Genomic DNA, 14,447 nt, shown 5'->3' with positions numbered 1-14,447 from the left:
GTGGTTGTCGTCGACGCCATCACTGCCGACGGCTGCCCCCGACGGACGCGGGATCGCCGCCCGTCCCCCATCCCACCCCTACCCACGGGAGAAGAGCAGTGCCTGGAGAGAACCTCACCCGGATCGAAGCGCAGGAGCGCCGCGCGGTCGTCGACACTCAGTCGTACGACATCGCCCTCGACCTGACGAAGGGCGCGCAGGTCTTCGGATCGCGCACCGTGATCCGCTTCGCCGCAACGGCCGGAGCATCGACTTTCATCGACCTCATCGCGCGGGACATCCGCGAGATCACCCTCAACGGACAGAGCATCGACCCCGCGACCGCCTTCGCGGACTCGCGGATCGCGCTTACCGGCCTGGCCGAGTCCAACGAGCTGATCGTCGACGCGGACTGCCTGTACACCAACACTGGTGAGGGCCTCCACCGCTTCGTCGACCCGGTGGATGGCGAGGTGTACCTGTACTCGCAGTTCGAGGTACCCGACTCGCGCCGCGTGTTCGCGGTGTTCGAGCAGCCCGACCTCAAGGCCACCTTCGCATTCACGGTGACCGCCTCGGCTGAGTGGAAGGTCGTCTCCAACTCCCCCACCCCCGAGCCCACGCCTCAGGGCGACGGCGTTGCGACGTGGGCCTTCGAGCCGACGCCGAAAATCTCGTCGTACATCACCGCACTGATCGCTGGTCCGTACGAGTCGGTGTCGTCCGAGCTCACCAGCGCCTCGGGCCGCGTCATTCCGCTGGGCGTGTTCGCCCGCAAGAGCCTGTGGCAGTACCTCGACGCGGACTACATCTTCGACAAGACCCGCGAAGGGTTTGCCTACTTCGAGTCCAAGTTCGGTGTTCCTTACCCGTTCGCGAAGTACGACCAGCTGTTCGTCCCCGAGTTCAATGCGGGCGCGATGGAGAACGCCGGCGCGGTGACTTTCACCGAGACCTACGTCTTCCGCTCGAAGGTCACCGATGCCGTCAAGGAACGCCGTGTGGTGACGATCCTGCACGAGCTGGCCCACATGTGGTTCGGCGACCTGGTCACCATGAAGTGGTGGAACGACCTGTGGCTCAACGAGTCCTTCGCCGAGTGGGCATCGACGATCGCCACGGCAGAGGCCACCGAGTGGACTGGCGCATGGACCACGTTCAACGCGATGGAGAAGACCTGGGCCTACCGCCAAGACCAGCTGCCGTCAACGCACCCCGTCGTCGCCGAGATCAACGACCTCGATGATGTGCAGGTGAACTTCGACGGCATCACCTACGCCAAGGGCGGATCGGTGCTCAAGCAACTGGCCGCATGGGTCGGAATCGAGGAGTTCTTCGCTGGCGTCGGCGCGTACTTCCGCAAGCACCAGTGGTCGAACACCGAACTGAGTGATCTGCTCACCGAACTCGAGGCGACGAGCGGGCGCGACCTGTCGACGTGGTCCAAGAAGTGGCTCGAAACGGCAGGTGTCAACACGTTGTCCCCCGAAATCGTCACGGATGCCGCGGGACGCATCACGCGCTTCGCCATCGTCCAGACGGCCCCCGCGGACTATCCCACGATCCGCCCGCACCGCCTGGGCGTCGGGTTCTACCAGCTCTCCGGCGACGCGCTCGAGCGCGTGCACCACATCGAACTGGACGTCGACGGAGACCTCACCGAGGTGCCCGAGCTCAAGGGCCTCGAGCGCCCTGATCTCGTCCTGCTGAACGACGACGACCTCGCCTACGCCAAGATCCGCCTCGATGACCGCTCGCTCGAGACGGCCGTGAGTCACCTGGCGCGCATCACCGACCCGCTCGCGCGCTCGTTGGTGTGGGGTGCGGCGTGGGATCAGACTCGGGATGCCGAAGCCTCCGCCAGCGACTACGTCGACCTGGTGCTTCGCAACATCGGGAGCGAGACCGAATCGACGACCGTCCGCACCACGCTCGCGCAGCTGCAGCTCGCCGCCAACTCCTATGTCACGCCCGCCGCACGCACCGCGACGCGCGAGAAGGTCGCCGATGCCCTGTGGCAGCTGGCACAGTCAGCGGATGCCGGGAGTGACAGCCAGCTGCAGTTCGTCACCTCGTTCGCTAGCGCCGCGTGCACGCCCGCACACTGGCAGACCGTCAGCGGCATCCGTTCCGGAGAGATCGTCCTCGATGGTCTCGAGATCGACACCGACCTGTCGTGGCAGCTGCTGGTGTCCCTGGCCGCCGGCTCCCTCGTCACGTCGGAGGACATCGACGCCGCTCTGGCGGCCGACAACACGGCCAAGGGCGGCGAGTTCGCCGCTCAAGCACGCGCGTCGATTCCGACACTCGAAGCCAAGCGCGCCGCGTGGTCTTCGTTGATCGACAACGCCGACCTGCCGAACACGATCGTGCGCATGAGCGCTCTCGGCTTCACCAGCCCCGCGGGCGTCGAGGTGCTTCCCTCGTTCATCGAGCCCTACTTCGACATGATCCTGCCGATCTGGAACACCCGCACGTACAAGATCGCGGAGTACCTGATCGCGGGCCTGTACCCGGCAGCCCTCGCCAGTGTCGAGTTGCGCGATGCCACGCGTGCATGGCTTTCCGCACATGCGGATGCCGCTCCCGCCTTGCGCCGACTGGTCGCCGAGAACCTCGCCGGCGTCGAGCGCGCACTCAGCGTGCAGGACCGCGACGCGCAGTAGTCGATCGAATCGGATGCCCCGGCCCGCACTCAGGTGCGCCCGGGGCATCCGTCGTTAGGATCAACTCGATGCTCCGCACTTCTGCTCCCGACGTCACCGACCCGGTCCTATGGACCCAAGTCGGCGACTTCTTCATCGACGCCGGGTGGTCACTGATCAAGGTGACGGCCGTCGTCGTCGTCGCCGTACTCGTCTCGTGGATTTGCCGACTGATCATCCGCCGTGTGGTTGATCGCATCGTCTCCGGCGCCAAGTCGAAAGCTCGGGTGGAGGACACTCAAGCACTCGAGCGCTCGCCACTGGCATCCGTGCGTCTCGTGCAGCGCACGCGCACGCTCGGCTCGATCCTGAGCAACATCGTGAACGTGGCGATCGTCATCATCGCCGCCCTCCTCATCGTCACGATCCTCGCGCCCACCGCCTTGGGCTCACTCACGCTGCTGACCGCCGCAATCGGGGCTGGCCTCGGCTTCGGTGCGCAGAACATCGTGAAGGATGTCCTCAACGGAATATTCATCGTCGCCGAGGACCAGATCGGCATCGGCGACGTGGTCGACGTGGGCCTGGCATCCGGAATCGTCGAATACGTCAGCGTACGGGTGACGCACGTTCGCGACGTCAACGGAACGCTGTGGTACGTACGAAACGGCGAGATCACCCGAATCGGCAACCTATCGCAGGGATGGTCACGCGTGATCATCGATCTTGCTCTCCCCCTCGACGCCGACACCGTCGCTGCCGAGGGCGCACTCCTCGATGCCGCGAACGAACTCGCGCGCGACCCGAAATGGCGCACCCGGATCATCGAGCAACCCGAGATCTGGGGGCTCGAGTCGATCACCGGCGACGCGATCATCGTGCGCCTGGTGATGAAGACCCGTGCCAACGCCAAGGACGACGTGGCGGCCGAACTGCGGCGACGCCTGAAGAGCGCTGCGGATGCCGCGGGCCTGTCCCTTCCGGGAATGGCGAGCGTGATACCGACGGGCATCGACGGCGCCCAGCGAGTGCGCGGTGCCAACCCACCCAAGACCAAGCCCCAGCCGATTGCCGTCGCTCCCGCCGCGCGCCCCGTGTGGAAGCCCAAGCGCGGAACAGAGACGCCGGCGGCACCTGAACCTGATGAGGGTGCCGGGCCTAGTGGCAACGCTGAGAAGGAGAAGTGATGGCTGAGGATGCAGAAGGGGTCATCTCGTTCTACGACGAGGTCGGTGGACGAGAGACGTTCGCACGCCTCGTCGACGGCTTCTACCGCGGAGTCGCCGAGGACGAGGTACTGCGGCCCATGTACCCCGAGGAAGACCTCGGGCCCGCATCGGATCGCCTGCTGATGTTTCTCGAGCAGTACTGGGGCGGACCGACCACGTACAGCCAACAGCGGGGCCACCCTCGCCTGCGCATGCGCCACGCCGGGTTCCACGTGAACCCCGACGCACGAGACCGCTGGTTGCTGCACATGCGACGCGCTGTCGACGAGCTCGATCTGTCACCGCTTCATGAAGCCACGCTGTGGGACTACCTGCAGCGGGCGGCACACGCGATGGTCAACACGTTCGAACCCACCGGCATCGGACCGACCGCCGGCGGCCGCACGACCACGTCGCTGCCTCTGAACCCCTCCACAGACCCGCCACGCTGATCCCACGAGTACGCACACCCCCTCCCCTCGACGAAGGAGTCGATATGCCCGCAACCCGCACCACTGAACGCACCGACATCCTCGTCATCGGGTGGGGTCTGGCTGGATTGGTGGCCGCCGCCGAAGCGGTGGCGACGGGGAAGAGCGTCACGATTGTCGACCAGGAGCCGCGCTCGAACCTCGGCGGGCAGGCATGGTGGTCGTTCGGCGGCCTCTTCTTCATCGACTCGCCTGAACAGCGAAGAATGGGAATCCGCGATTCGCTCGATCTCGCGCGCCAAGACTGGCTGGGTAACGCCGGGTTCGACCGGCCAGAAGATGCGTGGCCGCGGAAGTGGGCCGAGGCCTACCTGGAGTTCGCTCACCAGGAAAAGCGCGCCTGGCTTCGCGAGAAGGGCGTCGGATTCTTTCCCGTCGTCGGTTGGGCCGAGCGCGGCGGTTACTCGGCCATGGGACCCGGGAACTCCGTTCCCCGCTTCCACATCACGTGGGGCACCGGCCCGGGGGTGGTCGCACCTTTCCAGCGCGCAATTGAGGCCGGGGAAGCCGAGGGGCGTGTGACGATCCTTCCGCGCCACCGGGTGCGCTCGCTCATCGTGACAGACGGAGCCGTCGTCGGTGCCAGCGGAGATGTGCTCGCCCCCTCGGGTGCGACCCGGGGGTTCGCCACCTCGCGCGACGTCGTCGGCGACTTCCAGATTCACGCGGGGGCGACGCTCGTTGCTTCCGGCGGCATTGGCGGCAATCACGAGCGGGTGCGCCAGAACTGGCCGGAGCGGCTCGGCTCCGCGCCTCTCACCATGATCACCGGGGTACCCGAATACGTCGACGGAGCCATGCTCGATACGGCGGCTGGCGCGGGCGCGCACCTGATCAACGGGGATCGCATGTGGCACTACGTCGAGGGCATCCAGAACCACGACCCGATATGGCCCGACCACGGCATCCGGATCCTTCCCGGCCCTTCCTCGGTGTGGCTGGATGCCACCGGCGCAAGACTGCCCTCACCGCTGTACCCGGGGTTCGACACGCTGGGCACGCTCGCACACCTGCGGCAAACCGGTCACGACCACTCATGGTTTGTGCTGTCGCAGAAGATCATCGAGAAAGAGTTCACGCTTTCGGGCAGCGAACAGAACCCCGACCTCACCGGCAAGGACGTTCCGCTGCTGCTCCGCTCACGGTTGGGGAAGGGCGCGTCCGCACCGGTACAGGCATTCATGGATCGCGGTGCAGACTTTGTGGTCAGAGACACCCTCGACGAACTACTGACGGCGATGCGGGCGTTGCCGGGAGGGGACGCCCTCGACGTCGATCACGCCCGCCGCGAGATCGAAGCGCGCGACCGTGAGATGGACAACGACTTCACCAAGGATCCGCAGATCGCGATGCTGCGCTCTGCGCGCGCCTACCGGGGCGATCGTCTGATCCGCACGGCGGACCCGCACCGTCTGCTCGATCCGGCCTCCGGACCGCTCATCGCCGTGAAGCTCCATGTCCTGACGCGAAAGTCCCTCGGCGGGATCGAGACGGATCTCAGCGCCCGCGCACTCGGAGCCGGTGGCGAGCCGATTCCCGGTCTTTACGCGGCCGGGGAAGCAAGTGGCTTCGGTGGCGGCGGCGTGCATGGCTATCGTGCGCTCGAGGGCACGTTCCTCGGGGGCTGCCTCTTCAGCGGCCGTACGGCAGGACGCGCGATGGCTGCCGCACTGTGATGTGAAGCGTCAGGCGGCGCCCGTGGGGCGCACCGCAGTGAGGCCGGAACGGCCCGGGCGACGCACCAGCACGTGCCCGCGGTCCAGGGTGATGCGCGCCCACGCGGCCGCCGTGCGCACGCGCGCCTGCTCCTCACCGGCGATGAAGCCGAGCGCGAACGCAGCGAAGGCGGCACCCAACGGAAGCCCGTCGAGCGCCTCGTCGGGCGCGCCCCACACTTCGGCACGCACGGTCCGCACGACGTCCTCACCCGGGTTGGCAGGAAGCGCCTCGGCCACGGCTGTGATCCCCCACTGTGCGCGCGAGGCGAGAACCGACGCGGATATTGCGGGCTCGATCTCCCACCCGCCTCGCGGCGGCGTGACGCCCGTCCAGGACGGAGATACGGCCGTTTCGGGCAGCGTGATCGCGGAGGAATCACCTTCCGCGCCGCGCAAGGTCGCCGCGTCGACGGTCACGTCACACACCAACTCGGGGTCGATCGCGAGTGTGCGCATCGCGAGCACCGTCGGCGTTGTGTCGAACAGCCCCCGTGGCGCAAGGGGTGCCGTTGTCATCACGAGTACGCCGTCTGCCGCGCGAAGCCGGACCGTCCCGTCGCCGAGGGAACGGGCACGCCCCACAAAGGTCAGAGCGTCGGCGGCGGCGTCCGGCTCGGGAAAGATCAGTCGCTGGGGCATCCGCCTAAAGTATCAAGGGAACGCGGTGTCACCACGTCGTTCGACGCACAGCGAAGGAGAGCATCTTGTCCGAAGATCGCGAGCACCCTACGTCGGATTCTCTGAGTGGGGACGACACCGTCGACGCGTTGCTGAACGTCCTGGACCTATCAGGATCTGAAGCTCGCACGCGCGAGGACATCTTCACCGGACGCTCTCAGAGCATGCCACTCGGCCGTGTCTACGGCGGACAGGTGCTTGCGCAAGCGGTGGTCGCTGCCGAGCGCACGATTCCCGATGATCGCACCATCCATTCGATGCACGGCTACTTTCTGCGACCGGGTGATTCCGCTCAAGGGATCACGTTCTCGGTGGACCGCATCCACGACGGACGCTCGTTCTCGACGCGCCGCACGCAGGCATATCAAGGCGGCGTTCCGATCTTTTCGATGATCGCCTCCTTCCAGGTCGGCGACCCCGGGGTCGAGCACGCCGAGCCCATGCCCGAGGGTGTGCCCGCCCCCGAGACCCTCGCTGACGTCGAACAGACCCTGCAGGGTCTGCACCCGATGACGAAGCGACTGTTTCTCGACCGTCCGGTCGAGCTGCGCCGCGTCGAACCCGCGATCTACCTGGAGGCGAGCAAAGAGAAGCAACCCCGTCAGGCGGTCTGGATGCGTATTCGGCGGCCCCTGGGTGACGATCCCTCACTGCACCGCGCGATCTTGGCGTACCTGAGCGACATGACCATTCAAGAGCCGATCCTGCGTGCGCACGGAGTGGCATGGTCTACCCCCGGGCTGAAAGTCGCGAGTCTCGACCACGCCATGTGGTGGCATCGCGCCGGCCGAGTCGACGAGTGGATGCTCTACGTCCAGGACTCCCCCAGCGCCCGCGGCGGGCGGGGCCTTGCGACCGGGCGCATCTACTCTCGCGACGGGGCGTTGATCGCCAGCGTTGCGCAGGAAGTGATGGTGCGGATCCCGTCGGCGATCGACGAGGAGTGAGGCCTCACGCCGCCTTACGCCCGGTGCGCGAAACTGATCGGCGGCCCCACGTAGGGTGACCAGGCGGCACGCTCAACGGCGCTCAGCCGTACCGGGGCACCACTGGCGGCATCCACCTTCACGATGACCGCGCTTGCCCGCGCGTAGACCTTCTGGGGCTGGCCGCCCGCCGTCTCCTGAGGGCTGCATACCTCGTAGCACACGTGGACGCTGGAGCCACCCAGCCGACCGAACCACATCTGCACGTCGAGGGGATCACGCTGATACGGCACGGGCTCGAGGTACTCGATCTCCTGTCGCGCAATGAGCGTCAGCACGCCCGAGGCGAGGCTGGAATCGATGACCGCCGTATCGGGGGCAATCTCACCCCCGACCGGCATCCAGAACGCCCGTACGCGTGCTTCTTCGAGGAGTTTGAGCATCGACGTGTTGTTCACATGGTTGAACGCGTCGAGATCCCCCCACCGCAGGTGGATCGGAACGTGGAGGCGAACCCCCTCGTCAGTCACGGGTCAGCTTGCGGTGCGTTGAGCGGTGGGGGTTGGCGGCATCCGGCCCCAGACGTTCGATCTTGTTCGCCTCGTACGCCTCGAAGTTCCCCTCGAACCAATACCACTGGTCGGGCGCCTCGTCAGTGCCCTCGTACGCGAGGATGTGCGTGGCAATGCGGTCGAGGAACCACCGATCGTGTGTGATGACGACCGCACAACCGGGGAACTCCAGCAGCGCGTTCTCAAGCGAGCTGAGGGTCTCGACGTCCAGGTCGTTCGTCGGCTCATCAAGGAGCAGCAAGTTGCCTCCCTCTTTGAGCGTGAGAGCCAAGTTCAGGCGGTTGCGCTCTCCGCCCGAGAGCACGCCGGCCTTCTTCTGCTGGTCCGGCCCCTTGAAGCCGAACTTCGACACGTAGGCGCGCGAGGGGATCTCCGTCTTGCCCACGGTGATGATGTCCAGACCGTCCGAAACCACTTCCCACAGCGTCTTGTTCGGATCGATGTTCGCGCGACTCTGGTCGACGTAGCTGATCTTGACGGTCTCGCCGATCTTCAAGTCTCCGCCGTCAAGGGGCTCGAGGCCCACGATCGTCTTGAACAGCGTGGTCTTTCCGACGCCGTTCGGGCCGATCACGCCGACGATGCCGTTCGGCGGCAGGCTGAAACTCAGACCGTCGATGAGCGTGCGGTCGCCGAAGCCCTTGTGCAGCTTCTTCGCTTCGATGACGACGTTACCCAGGCGCGGACCGGCCGGGATCTGGATCTCTTCGAAGTCCAGCTTGCGGGTGCGCTCAGCCTCAGCGGCCATCTCCTCGTACCGCTGCAGACGTGCCTTCGACTTGGTCTGGCGTCCCTTCGCTGAGGAGCGCACCCATTCGAGTTCGTCTTTGAGACGTTTGGCAAGCTTCGCGTCTTTTTTGCCCTGAACTTCGAGGCGCTCGCCCTTCTTCTCAAGGTAGGTCGAGTAGTTACCCTCGTATCCGATAAGACGACCGCGGTCGACTTCGGCGATCCATTCGGCGACGTTGTCGAGGAAGTAGCGGTCGTGGGTGATCGCGATGACCGCACCCTTGTAGGACTTGAGGTGCTGCTCGAGCCAAAGGACACTCTCGGCGTCGAGGTGGTTCGTAGGCTCGTCAAGGAGCAGGAGGTCCGGCTTCTGCAGCAAGAGCTTCGCCAGTGCAACGCGACGACGCTCACCACCGGAGAGCTTCGTGACCGGCTCGTCTCCCGGTGGCGTGCGCAACGCATCCATCGCCTGCTCCAGCTGAGAATCCAGGTCCCAGCCATCTGCCGCGTCGATGTCTTCCTGCAGGACGCCCATTTCAGCCAGGAGCGCATCAAAGTCGGCATCCGGCTCCGCCATGAGAGCGGAGATCTCGTTGAAGCGGTCGAGCTTGGCCTTGATCGCCACGCCGTCCTGGATGTTCTCGAGCACCGTCTTGGACTCGTCGAGTTCGGGCTCCTGCATCAGGATGCCGACGGTGAAACCCGGGCTCAGTTTCGCTTCACCATTGGAGGGAGTGTCCAGGCCCGCCATGATCTTGAGGATCGTCGACTTTCCGGCGCCGTTGGGGCCGACCATGCCGATCTTCGCGCCAGGCAGGAACGCCATGGTCACGTCATCGAGGATCAGCTTTTCGCCCACCGCCTTGCGGGCGCGGACCATGGAGTAGATGTACTCAGCCATGCGGATGTGCTCTCCTTGCAGAATCGACGTCAGCGACCCAGCCTACCGGCCACAGCGTCACGTGACCGTCGTGCACATGGGCATCGATTCGACCGGGGCGGCGAAGACTCACCAGTCGATGTCGCGCGTGTCCCCGATCAAACATGTTCCCCCGGCCAGAGCAGGGAGAATCGTCGCGACGGGGTCACCGGTGGCCGGGCCCACTTGACCGACGAGGCAGTCCTCGCCCCACAGCACCGAGAACTGGATGCTCTCCGCGTGGTTGCCGACCGTCGAGTAGTCCTCCGTCACCTCCATGTCGGAAATGTCGAAGCCCACGGCGACGAGCGCATCGATGTACGCTCGCCCCGCTTGGCGATCGTCAGACTCCCAGACCTCACCAACGACGAGCGCGAACACCGGAAGGTTGTCCTCCGCCGTGCCGTCCGCATCGAATTGCGGCTCGGTCGGAGTCGGGGTCGGGGTCACTGAAGGCTCAGCAGTAGCGCTGGCCGAGGGCTCCACCGTCGTCGGGGTCGGCTCCGGCTGTTCCGACGTGCATCCCGCGAGGGCGAGCACTCCGAGAGCGATCGCGGCTACCGCGCTTCGGCGCAACGAACGCGCAGACGGCCTTGTGGCGAAGTGTTCGGACCTGCGATGCACACCCCCGAGTCTACGGGCGACGACGACGGGTCTTTCTCGCGCGCACGGATCAGAACGGACCTGACGACGCCGACGCATTCTCCCCCAGGCCGCTGCCCGCCCCGACAAGTGCTCCCGCCTCGGCTGCCGTGCCACCGTCAGCGACCGCCGCGGATTCGTTCGCCTGACCGAGTGCCGCCGTCTCCCATTCCTCGGTTGCGCCTTCCACCTTCCACTCGCCGTTCTCGCCTGTTGACGCCTCCCCGGCAGCCGCACCCTCGGTGGCGGGTTGCCGTTCCATCGTCACCACACCCCACCGCAGGTCGTGCCCGATGGCTTCCGCCTCGATGTCAGCCGACGTGCGCATGGTGCCATTCGCGTCCCACGTTCGCAGCACGAGCCGACCACTGACCACCACGGGGCTGCCCTTGCGCAGCGAGTGGAAAGCGTTCTGCCCCAGACCACGAAACGCCGACACGCTGTACCAGTTCGTACTTTCGTCGGTCCATGTTCCCTGTGCGCGGTCGAATCGCCGCACGCTGCTTCCGACGCGGAAGTTGACCACGGGCACGCCCTGGCTGGTTCGTCGCATCTCTGGGTCTGCGGCGAGATTCCCGGTGATCGTGATGGTGTCGTTCATGTGGTCGCCTTTCATGCGGTTCCCCTGAGGCCATCTCAGGGATCCACCGGCGCCCGCGTGCCCGGCGAGCGCCGGTGGTTTCTCCACCATGGCTCGCCTGTCCATCCCCCTCTTCGCTGCGGACGGCATATGTGGATGGGCGACCCAGCAGTGCCCTCTGGGGAGGAGCCTCTAGACCACGGCCTCGATCCCCGGCGCCCACGACACGGGGGCACCAGCCCGCACAGACTGCCACGACTCAGCCAGAGCGCCGATCGCCCGGCGCGTGTCCTCCGTGGAGGCCGTGAACGGGATGCGCAAATGCCGGTCATGCCCGCCATCCACCGAGAAGCGCGGTCCGGCTGAAAGGAGAACGCCTCGGGAGCGGACGTCCATCACGAGCGCTGAACTGAGCGGCGCGTCGAGCTCCACCCACATGGCAACGCCACCGGGAACGTGAGGGACGTTCCACTCAGGCAGCAGCGCGCGCAGTTCGTCTGTCGCGGCATCCCGTCCTGCCCTAAGCAACTCGGCCCGTTGCGGCAGCACATCATCGAGGCCGCGAATCAGGCGCGTCGCGACCGCTTGTTCGAATTCGGGGGTTCCGAGATCGTGGGTGGATCGTGCGGCAACCAGCCGCCGGATGAGGCTGTCGTGGGCCCGGATCCAGCCCACTCGAAGCCCGCCCCATACGGTCTTTCCGAGCGACCCCACACGCACCACCAGCGTCGGATCGATATCGTCGAAGCCACGCTGAACCGGTCCGCGGTCGATGTCGAGATCTGCCGTAGTCTCGTCGAGCACCAGGAGCGTGCCCGCCCGTTCGGCCGCACGCGCGAACACCGACCGCTCGTGCGCTGACATGCTTCGCCCCGTCGGATTCTGGAAGTCCGGCATCAGATAAGCCATCACGGGCAGGGTTCGCGCAAAGGCTTGCTCGGCGCGGTCCACGTCCCAGCCCAAGAGTGTGTCCACCGGTATCGCGCCCAGTCGCGCGCCTGCCTTGCGTAGCGCATCAGCGGCGTGCGGGTATGTGGGCGTCTCCATGAGCGCACGATCGCCTCGGCCGAGCATGACGGTCGCCAAGAGGTGAATGGCGCTTTGTGCGCCGGTGGTGACCAGCACCTCACTCGGATCGGTCGGTAGTCCCCGCTCGCTGTATCGCCTAGCGATGGCCGATCGCAGATCGTACCGACCGAGCACGTCGTAACCGACGCGTGCGACGAGTGCCGCACTGTCGCCGGCAGCCTCCATCAGCACGCCAGCCAATCCTGGCCATGCGGAGGGGCTTGCCTGCTGCAGATCGATCACGCCGTCGGTCGGACTGGTCAACCCCGGATCATGCCGCTGCAGGGCGAGAGTGACGCTACCCGAACCCCGCACGCTAAGGATGTGACCGGTGTCGCGCAGACTGCGGTACGCAGCGGCTACCGTGCTGCGGCTCACGTTCAGCGCACCGGCCAGCTCCCTCTCAGCAGGCAATGTGGTCCGGGCAGCAATGCGATTGTCGAGGCAGAGGAGGCGGATACCGTCGGCCAACGCCTCGTACACCGGTTCGCGATTGCGCCACCCGCCCAGGGCACTGGCCAGCGCGCGAGCAGAGATGCGGGAATCCATCCAGCCACTGTATGCGAATTGGCATACCTCCCACATGCCAATACTGCTATTGGATGGCGCCATGCCTCGAAGAATCGTGCAGCTCCTCGTGGGTTTGCTCATGTACGGCGCCGGATGCGCCCTGACCGTGCGCGCTGGCCTCGGTGTGGACCCGTGGACCGTGTTCGCTGAGGGTTTGTCCCTTCACACCGGCATCGGCATCGGGTGGATCACGAACATTCTCGGTGCGCTCGTCCTCCTCGCGTGGATTCCGCTACGCCAGAAGCCCGGCGTCGGAACGCTCGCCAACGTGCTCATCGTCGGCACGAGCATGCAGGCGACCCTGTGGCTCGTTCCGCCAATCGAAGGCTTCGGCGCACAATTCGCCGTACTGATGACGGGCATCGGCACCGTGGCCGTCGCATCGGGCCTCTACCTCGGCGCGCACTTCGGACCAGGACCTCGCGACGGGCTGATGACCGGCATGCACGCACGCTGGGGATGGCCGATCTGGCTCTGTCGCGGCGGGGTTGAACTCACTGTGCTCACCGCAGGCTGGTTTCTCGGCGGCACCGTCGGTATCGGCACCGTGCTGTTTGCCGTCTTGATCGGCCCGCTCGTTCAGCTCGCGTTGCCGATCCTCGACGTCAATGCTCGCGGAACTCGGGCCAATCGCTCCCCGGTGTCATATGAGAGTGCAGCGCACTCTTCGCCACTTCCATCGTCGGATACGTCCCGGTCGCCTCGTCGGCTCCGGCCATAGTGACGGTGTAGCCATCCGCGTCCTTGCGGATACTGCCCGCCACTCCGCCTCGCCCGTATGCGATCCAGAGTGCGTGGTGTGTCTCGGTGGTGCTCATGACAGAACTCCTCTCGTGATACTGCTCTGACGCTACGCCTGTCTCAGTGGGACCGCCAGGGGCCAAGCGTCCATCGCATCCCTCACCGAGCAGGTAATCTGGATGCACCTTTCCCTCCGTAGCTCAGGGGACAGAGCGAGCGGTTTCTACCCGCAAGGTCGGGGGTTCGAATCCTCCCGGGGGGGCAAATCCGCGGCGGCGACCAGCACTCGGCGCACATGGCAGGCATGGCTGTCGGATGCGACCAATAGGCTGTGTATATGGCTGCCGGTTCCAAGAACGATCGTCTCGTATGGATCGACTGTGAGATGACGGGTCTCGATCCTTCGATCGACGAACTCGTCGAGATCGCCGTCGTCGTCACCGACTTCGATCTCACCCCTCTCGACCCGGGATTCCAGGTCGTCATCAAGCCCGACAAGTCGGCGCTGGAGAACATGAACGACTTCGTGCGCAACATGCACGAGAAGTCAGGCCTGCTGACGGAAATTCCCCAAGGTGTGAGCCTCGCCGATGCCGAGTACCAGGTGCTCGAGTACATCCAACAGTTCACAGCCGAGGGTAAGTCTCCCCTCGCGGGCAACACCATCGGCACTGACCGTATGTTCTTGGCCAAGTACATGCCGAGAGTCGATCGGTGGTTGCACTATCGCAGCGTTGATGTGTCGAGCGTGAAGGAACTCGCTCAGCGCTGGTACCCGCGCAGCTACATTCACGCGCCCACCAAGGACGGTGGCCACCGCGCCCTCGCCGACATCCTCGAGTCCATCCGCGAACTGGCGTACTACCGGAGCATCGTCTTCGTTCCCGAACCCGGGCCGACCAGCGACGAGGCGAAGGCGGCCGCTTCCGTCGCAGTGTCATCATTCGCCTCCAGAATGTGAGAGAATATTCTGGTTGCCCG

13 protein-coding genes and 1 tRNA gene are annotated in these 14,447 nt (G+C 65.7%); 8 read left to right on the top strand and 6 right to left on the bottom strand.

Features of this window, described 5'->3' with window-relative positions; genetic code table 11:
* Positions 1–98: 98 nt before the first annotated feature.
* From pepN to ON062_RS09825, 4 genes are all read left to right on the top strand, one after another.
* The gene (gene pepN / locus ON062_RS09840) at positions 99–2,645 is read left to right on the top strand and encodes an aminopeptidase N (protein WP_274646956.1); all 2,547 of its coding nucleotides are present in this window, start codon (positions 99–101) and stop codon (positions 2,643–2,645) included.
* Between the two features lie 68 nt (positions 2,646–2,713).
* The gene (locus ON062_RS09835; RefSeq protein ID WP_274646955.1) at positions 2,714–3,811 is read left to right on the top strand and encodes a mechanosensitive ion channel family protein; all 1,098 of its coding nucleotides are present in this window, start codon (positions 2,714–2,716) and stop codon (positions 3,809–3,811) included.
* Positions 3,811–4,284, top strand: a complete 474-nt coding sequence (locus ON062_RS09830; protein WP_274646954.1) for a globin — start codon at positions 3,811–3,813, stop codon at positions 4,282–4,284. Before ON062_RS09835 ends, ON062_RS09830 begins: the two co-directional genes overlap by 1 nt.
* Positions 4,285–4,328: 44 nt before the next feature.
* Positions 4,329–5,999: an FAD-binding dehydrogenase gene (locus ON062_RS09825; RefSeq protein WP_274646953.1), complete on the top strand. Its 1,671-nt coding sequence runs from the start codon at positions 4,329–4,331 to the stop codon at positions 5,997–5,999.
* Positions 6,000–6,008: 9 nt separating this feature from the next.
* Here the strand turns inward: ON062_RS09825 and ON062_RS09820 are convergent, their stop codons facing one another.
* Complete coding sequence (locus ON062_RS09820) at positions 6,009–6,680, bottom strand: hypothetical protein (protein ID WP_274646952.1); 672 nt, start codon at positions 6,678–6,680, stop codon at positions 6,009–6,011.
* Positions 6,681–6,745: 65 nt separating this feature from the next.
* Between ON062_RS09820 and ON062_RS09815 the strand changes: the two genes are divergently transcribed.
* Positions 6,746–7,666: an acyl-CoA thioesterase II gene (locus tag ON062_RS09815; RefSeq protein WP_274646951.1), complete on the top strand. Its 921-nt coding sequence runs from the start codon at positions 6,746–6,748 to the stop codon at positions 7,664–7,666.
* Positions 7,667–7,680: 14 nt separating this feature from the next.
* Here ON062_RS09815 and ON062_RS09810 read toward each other — a convergent pair whose 3' ends face one another.
* The 5 genes from ON062_RS09810 to ON062_RS09790 all read right to left on the bottom strand — a co-directional run bounded on the left by ON062_RS09810 (position 7,681) and on the right by ON062_RS09790 (position 12,704).
* Positions 7,681–8,175 carry a thioesterase family protein gene (locus ON062_RS09810; RefSeq protein ID WP_274646950.1) on the bottom strand — a complete coding sequence of 165 codons (495 nt, stop codon included), beginning with the start codon at positions 8,173–8,175 and terminating at the stop codon, positions 7,681–7,683.
* Positions 8,168–9,847 carry an energy-dependent translational throttle protein EttA gene (ettA, locus tag ON062_RS09805; RefSeq protein WP_274646949.1) on the bottom strand — a complete coding sequence of 560 codons (1,680 nt, stop codon included), beginning with the start codon at positions 9,845–9,847 and terminating at the stop codon, positions 8,168–8,170. Before ettA ends, ON062_RS09810 begins: the two co-directional genes overlap by 8 nt.
* Before the next feature lie 108 nt (positions 9,848–9,955).
* The gene (locus ON062_RS09800) at positions 9,956–10,489 is read right to left on the bottom strand and encodes a hypothetical protein (protein ID WP_274646948.1); all 534 of its coding nucleotides are present in this window, start codon (positions 10,487–10,489) and stop codon (positions 9,956–9,958) included.
* A gap of 49 nt (positions 10,490–10,538) precedes the next feature.
* Complete coding sequence (locus tag ON062_RS09795; protein ID WP_274646947.1) at positions 10,539–11,108, bottom strand: single-stranded DNA-binding protein; 570 nt, start codon at positions 11,106–11,108, stop codon at positions 10,539–10,541.
* Positions 11,109–11,279: 171 nt separating this feature from the next.
* Positions 11,280–12,704 (bottom strand): PLP-dependent aminotransferase family protein, encoded by a 1,425-nt coding sequence (locus ON062_RS09790; RefSeq protein ID WP_274646946.1) that lies wholly within the window; start codon positions 12,702–12,704, stop codon positions 11,280–11,282.
* 61 nt (positions 12,705–12,765) lie between these two features.
* On the opposite strand from ON062_RS09790, the gene ON062_RS09785 reads away from it, so the two are divergent.
* The 3 genes from ON062_RS09785 to orn all read left to right on the top strand — a co-directional run bounded on the left by ON062_RS09785 (position 12,766) and on the right by orn (position 14,427).
* The gene (locus ON062_RS09785; protein ID WP_274646945.1) at positions 12,766–13,446 is read left to right on the top strand and encodes a YitT family protein; all 681 of its coding nucleotides are present in this window, start codon (positions 12,766–12,768) and stop codon (positions 13,444–13,446) included.
* A 209-nt stretch (positions 13,447–13,655) separates the two neighbouring features.
* A tRNA-Arg gene (locus ON062_RS09780) sits at positions 13,656–13,728 on the top strand.
* Positions 13,729–13,803: 75 nt separating this feature from the next.
* On the top strand, positions 13,804–14,427 hold the full coding sequence (gene orn, locus ON062_RS09775) for an oligoribonuclease (protein ID WP_274646944.1): 624 nt from the start codon (positions 13,804–13,806) through the stop codon (positions 14,425–14,427).
* Positions 14,428–14,447 lie beyond the last annotated feature (20 nt).

This window comes from Microbacterium sp. C7(2022), from assembly GCF_028823665.1.
Classification (GTDB): Bacteria; Actinomycetota; Actinomycetes; order Actinomycetales; family Microbacteriaceae; genus Microbacterium.
This window is presented reverse-complemented; position numbering and strand designations above follow the sequence as displayed.

Excerpts from the sequence above, each read along its gene's own strand:
- ON062_RS09835 (WP_274646955.1), top strand. The coding sequence starts at position 2,714 with ATGCTCCGCACTTCTGCTCCCGACGTCACCGACCCGGTCCTATGGACC.
- ON062_RS09830 (WP_274646954.1), top strand. The coding sequence starts at position 3,811 with ATGGCTGAGGATGCAGAAGGGGTCATCTCGTTCTACGACGAGGTCGGT.
- ON062_RS09825 (WP_274646953.1), top strand. The coding sequence starts at position 4,329 with ATGCCCGCAACCCGCACCACTGAACGCACCGACATCCTCGTCATCGGG.
- ON062_RS09820 (WP_274646952.1), bottom strand. The coding sequence starts at position 6,680 with ATGCCCCAGCGACTGATCTTTCCCGAGCCGGACGCCGCCGCCGACGCT.
- ettA (WP_274646949.1), bottom strand. The coding sequence starts at position 9,847 with ATGGCTGAGTACATCTACTCCATGGTCCGCGCCCGCAAGGCGGTGGGC.
- ON062_RS09795 (WP_274646947.1), bottom strand. The coding sequence starts at position 11,108 with ATGAACGACACCATCACGATCACCGGGAATCTCGCCGCAGACCCAGAG.
- ON062_RS09790 (WP_274646946.1), bottom strand. The coding sequence starts at position 12,704 with ATGGATTCCCGCATCTCTGCTCGCGCGCTGGCCAGTGCCCTGGGCGGG.
- ON062_RS09785 (WP_274646945.1), top strand. The coding sequence starts at position 12,766 with ATGCCTCGAAGAATCGTGCAGCTCCTCGTGGGTTTGCTCATGTACGGC.
- orn (WP_274646944.1), top strand. The coding sequence starts at position 13,804 with ATGGCTGCCGGTTCCAAGAACGATCGTCTCGTATGGATCGACTGTGAG.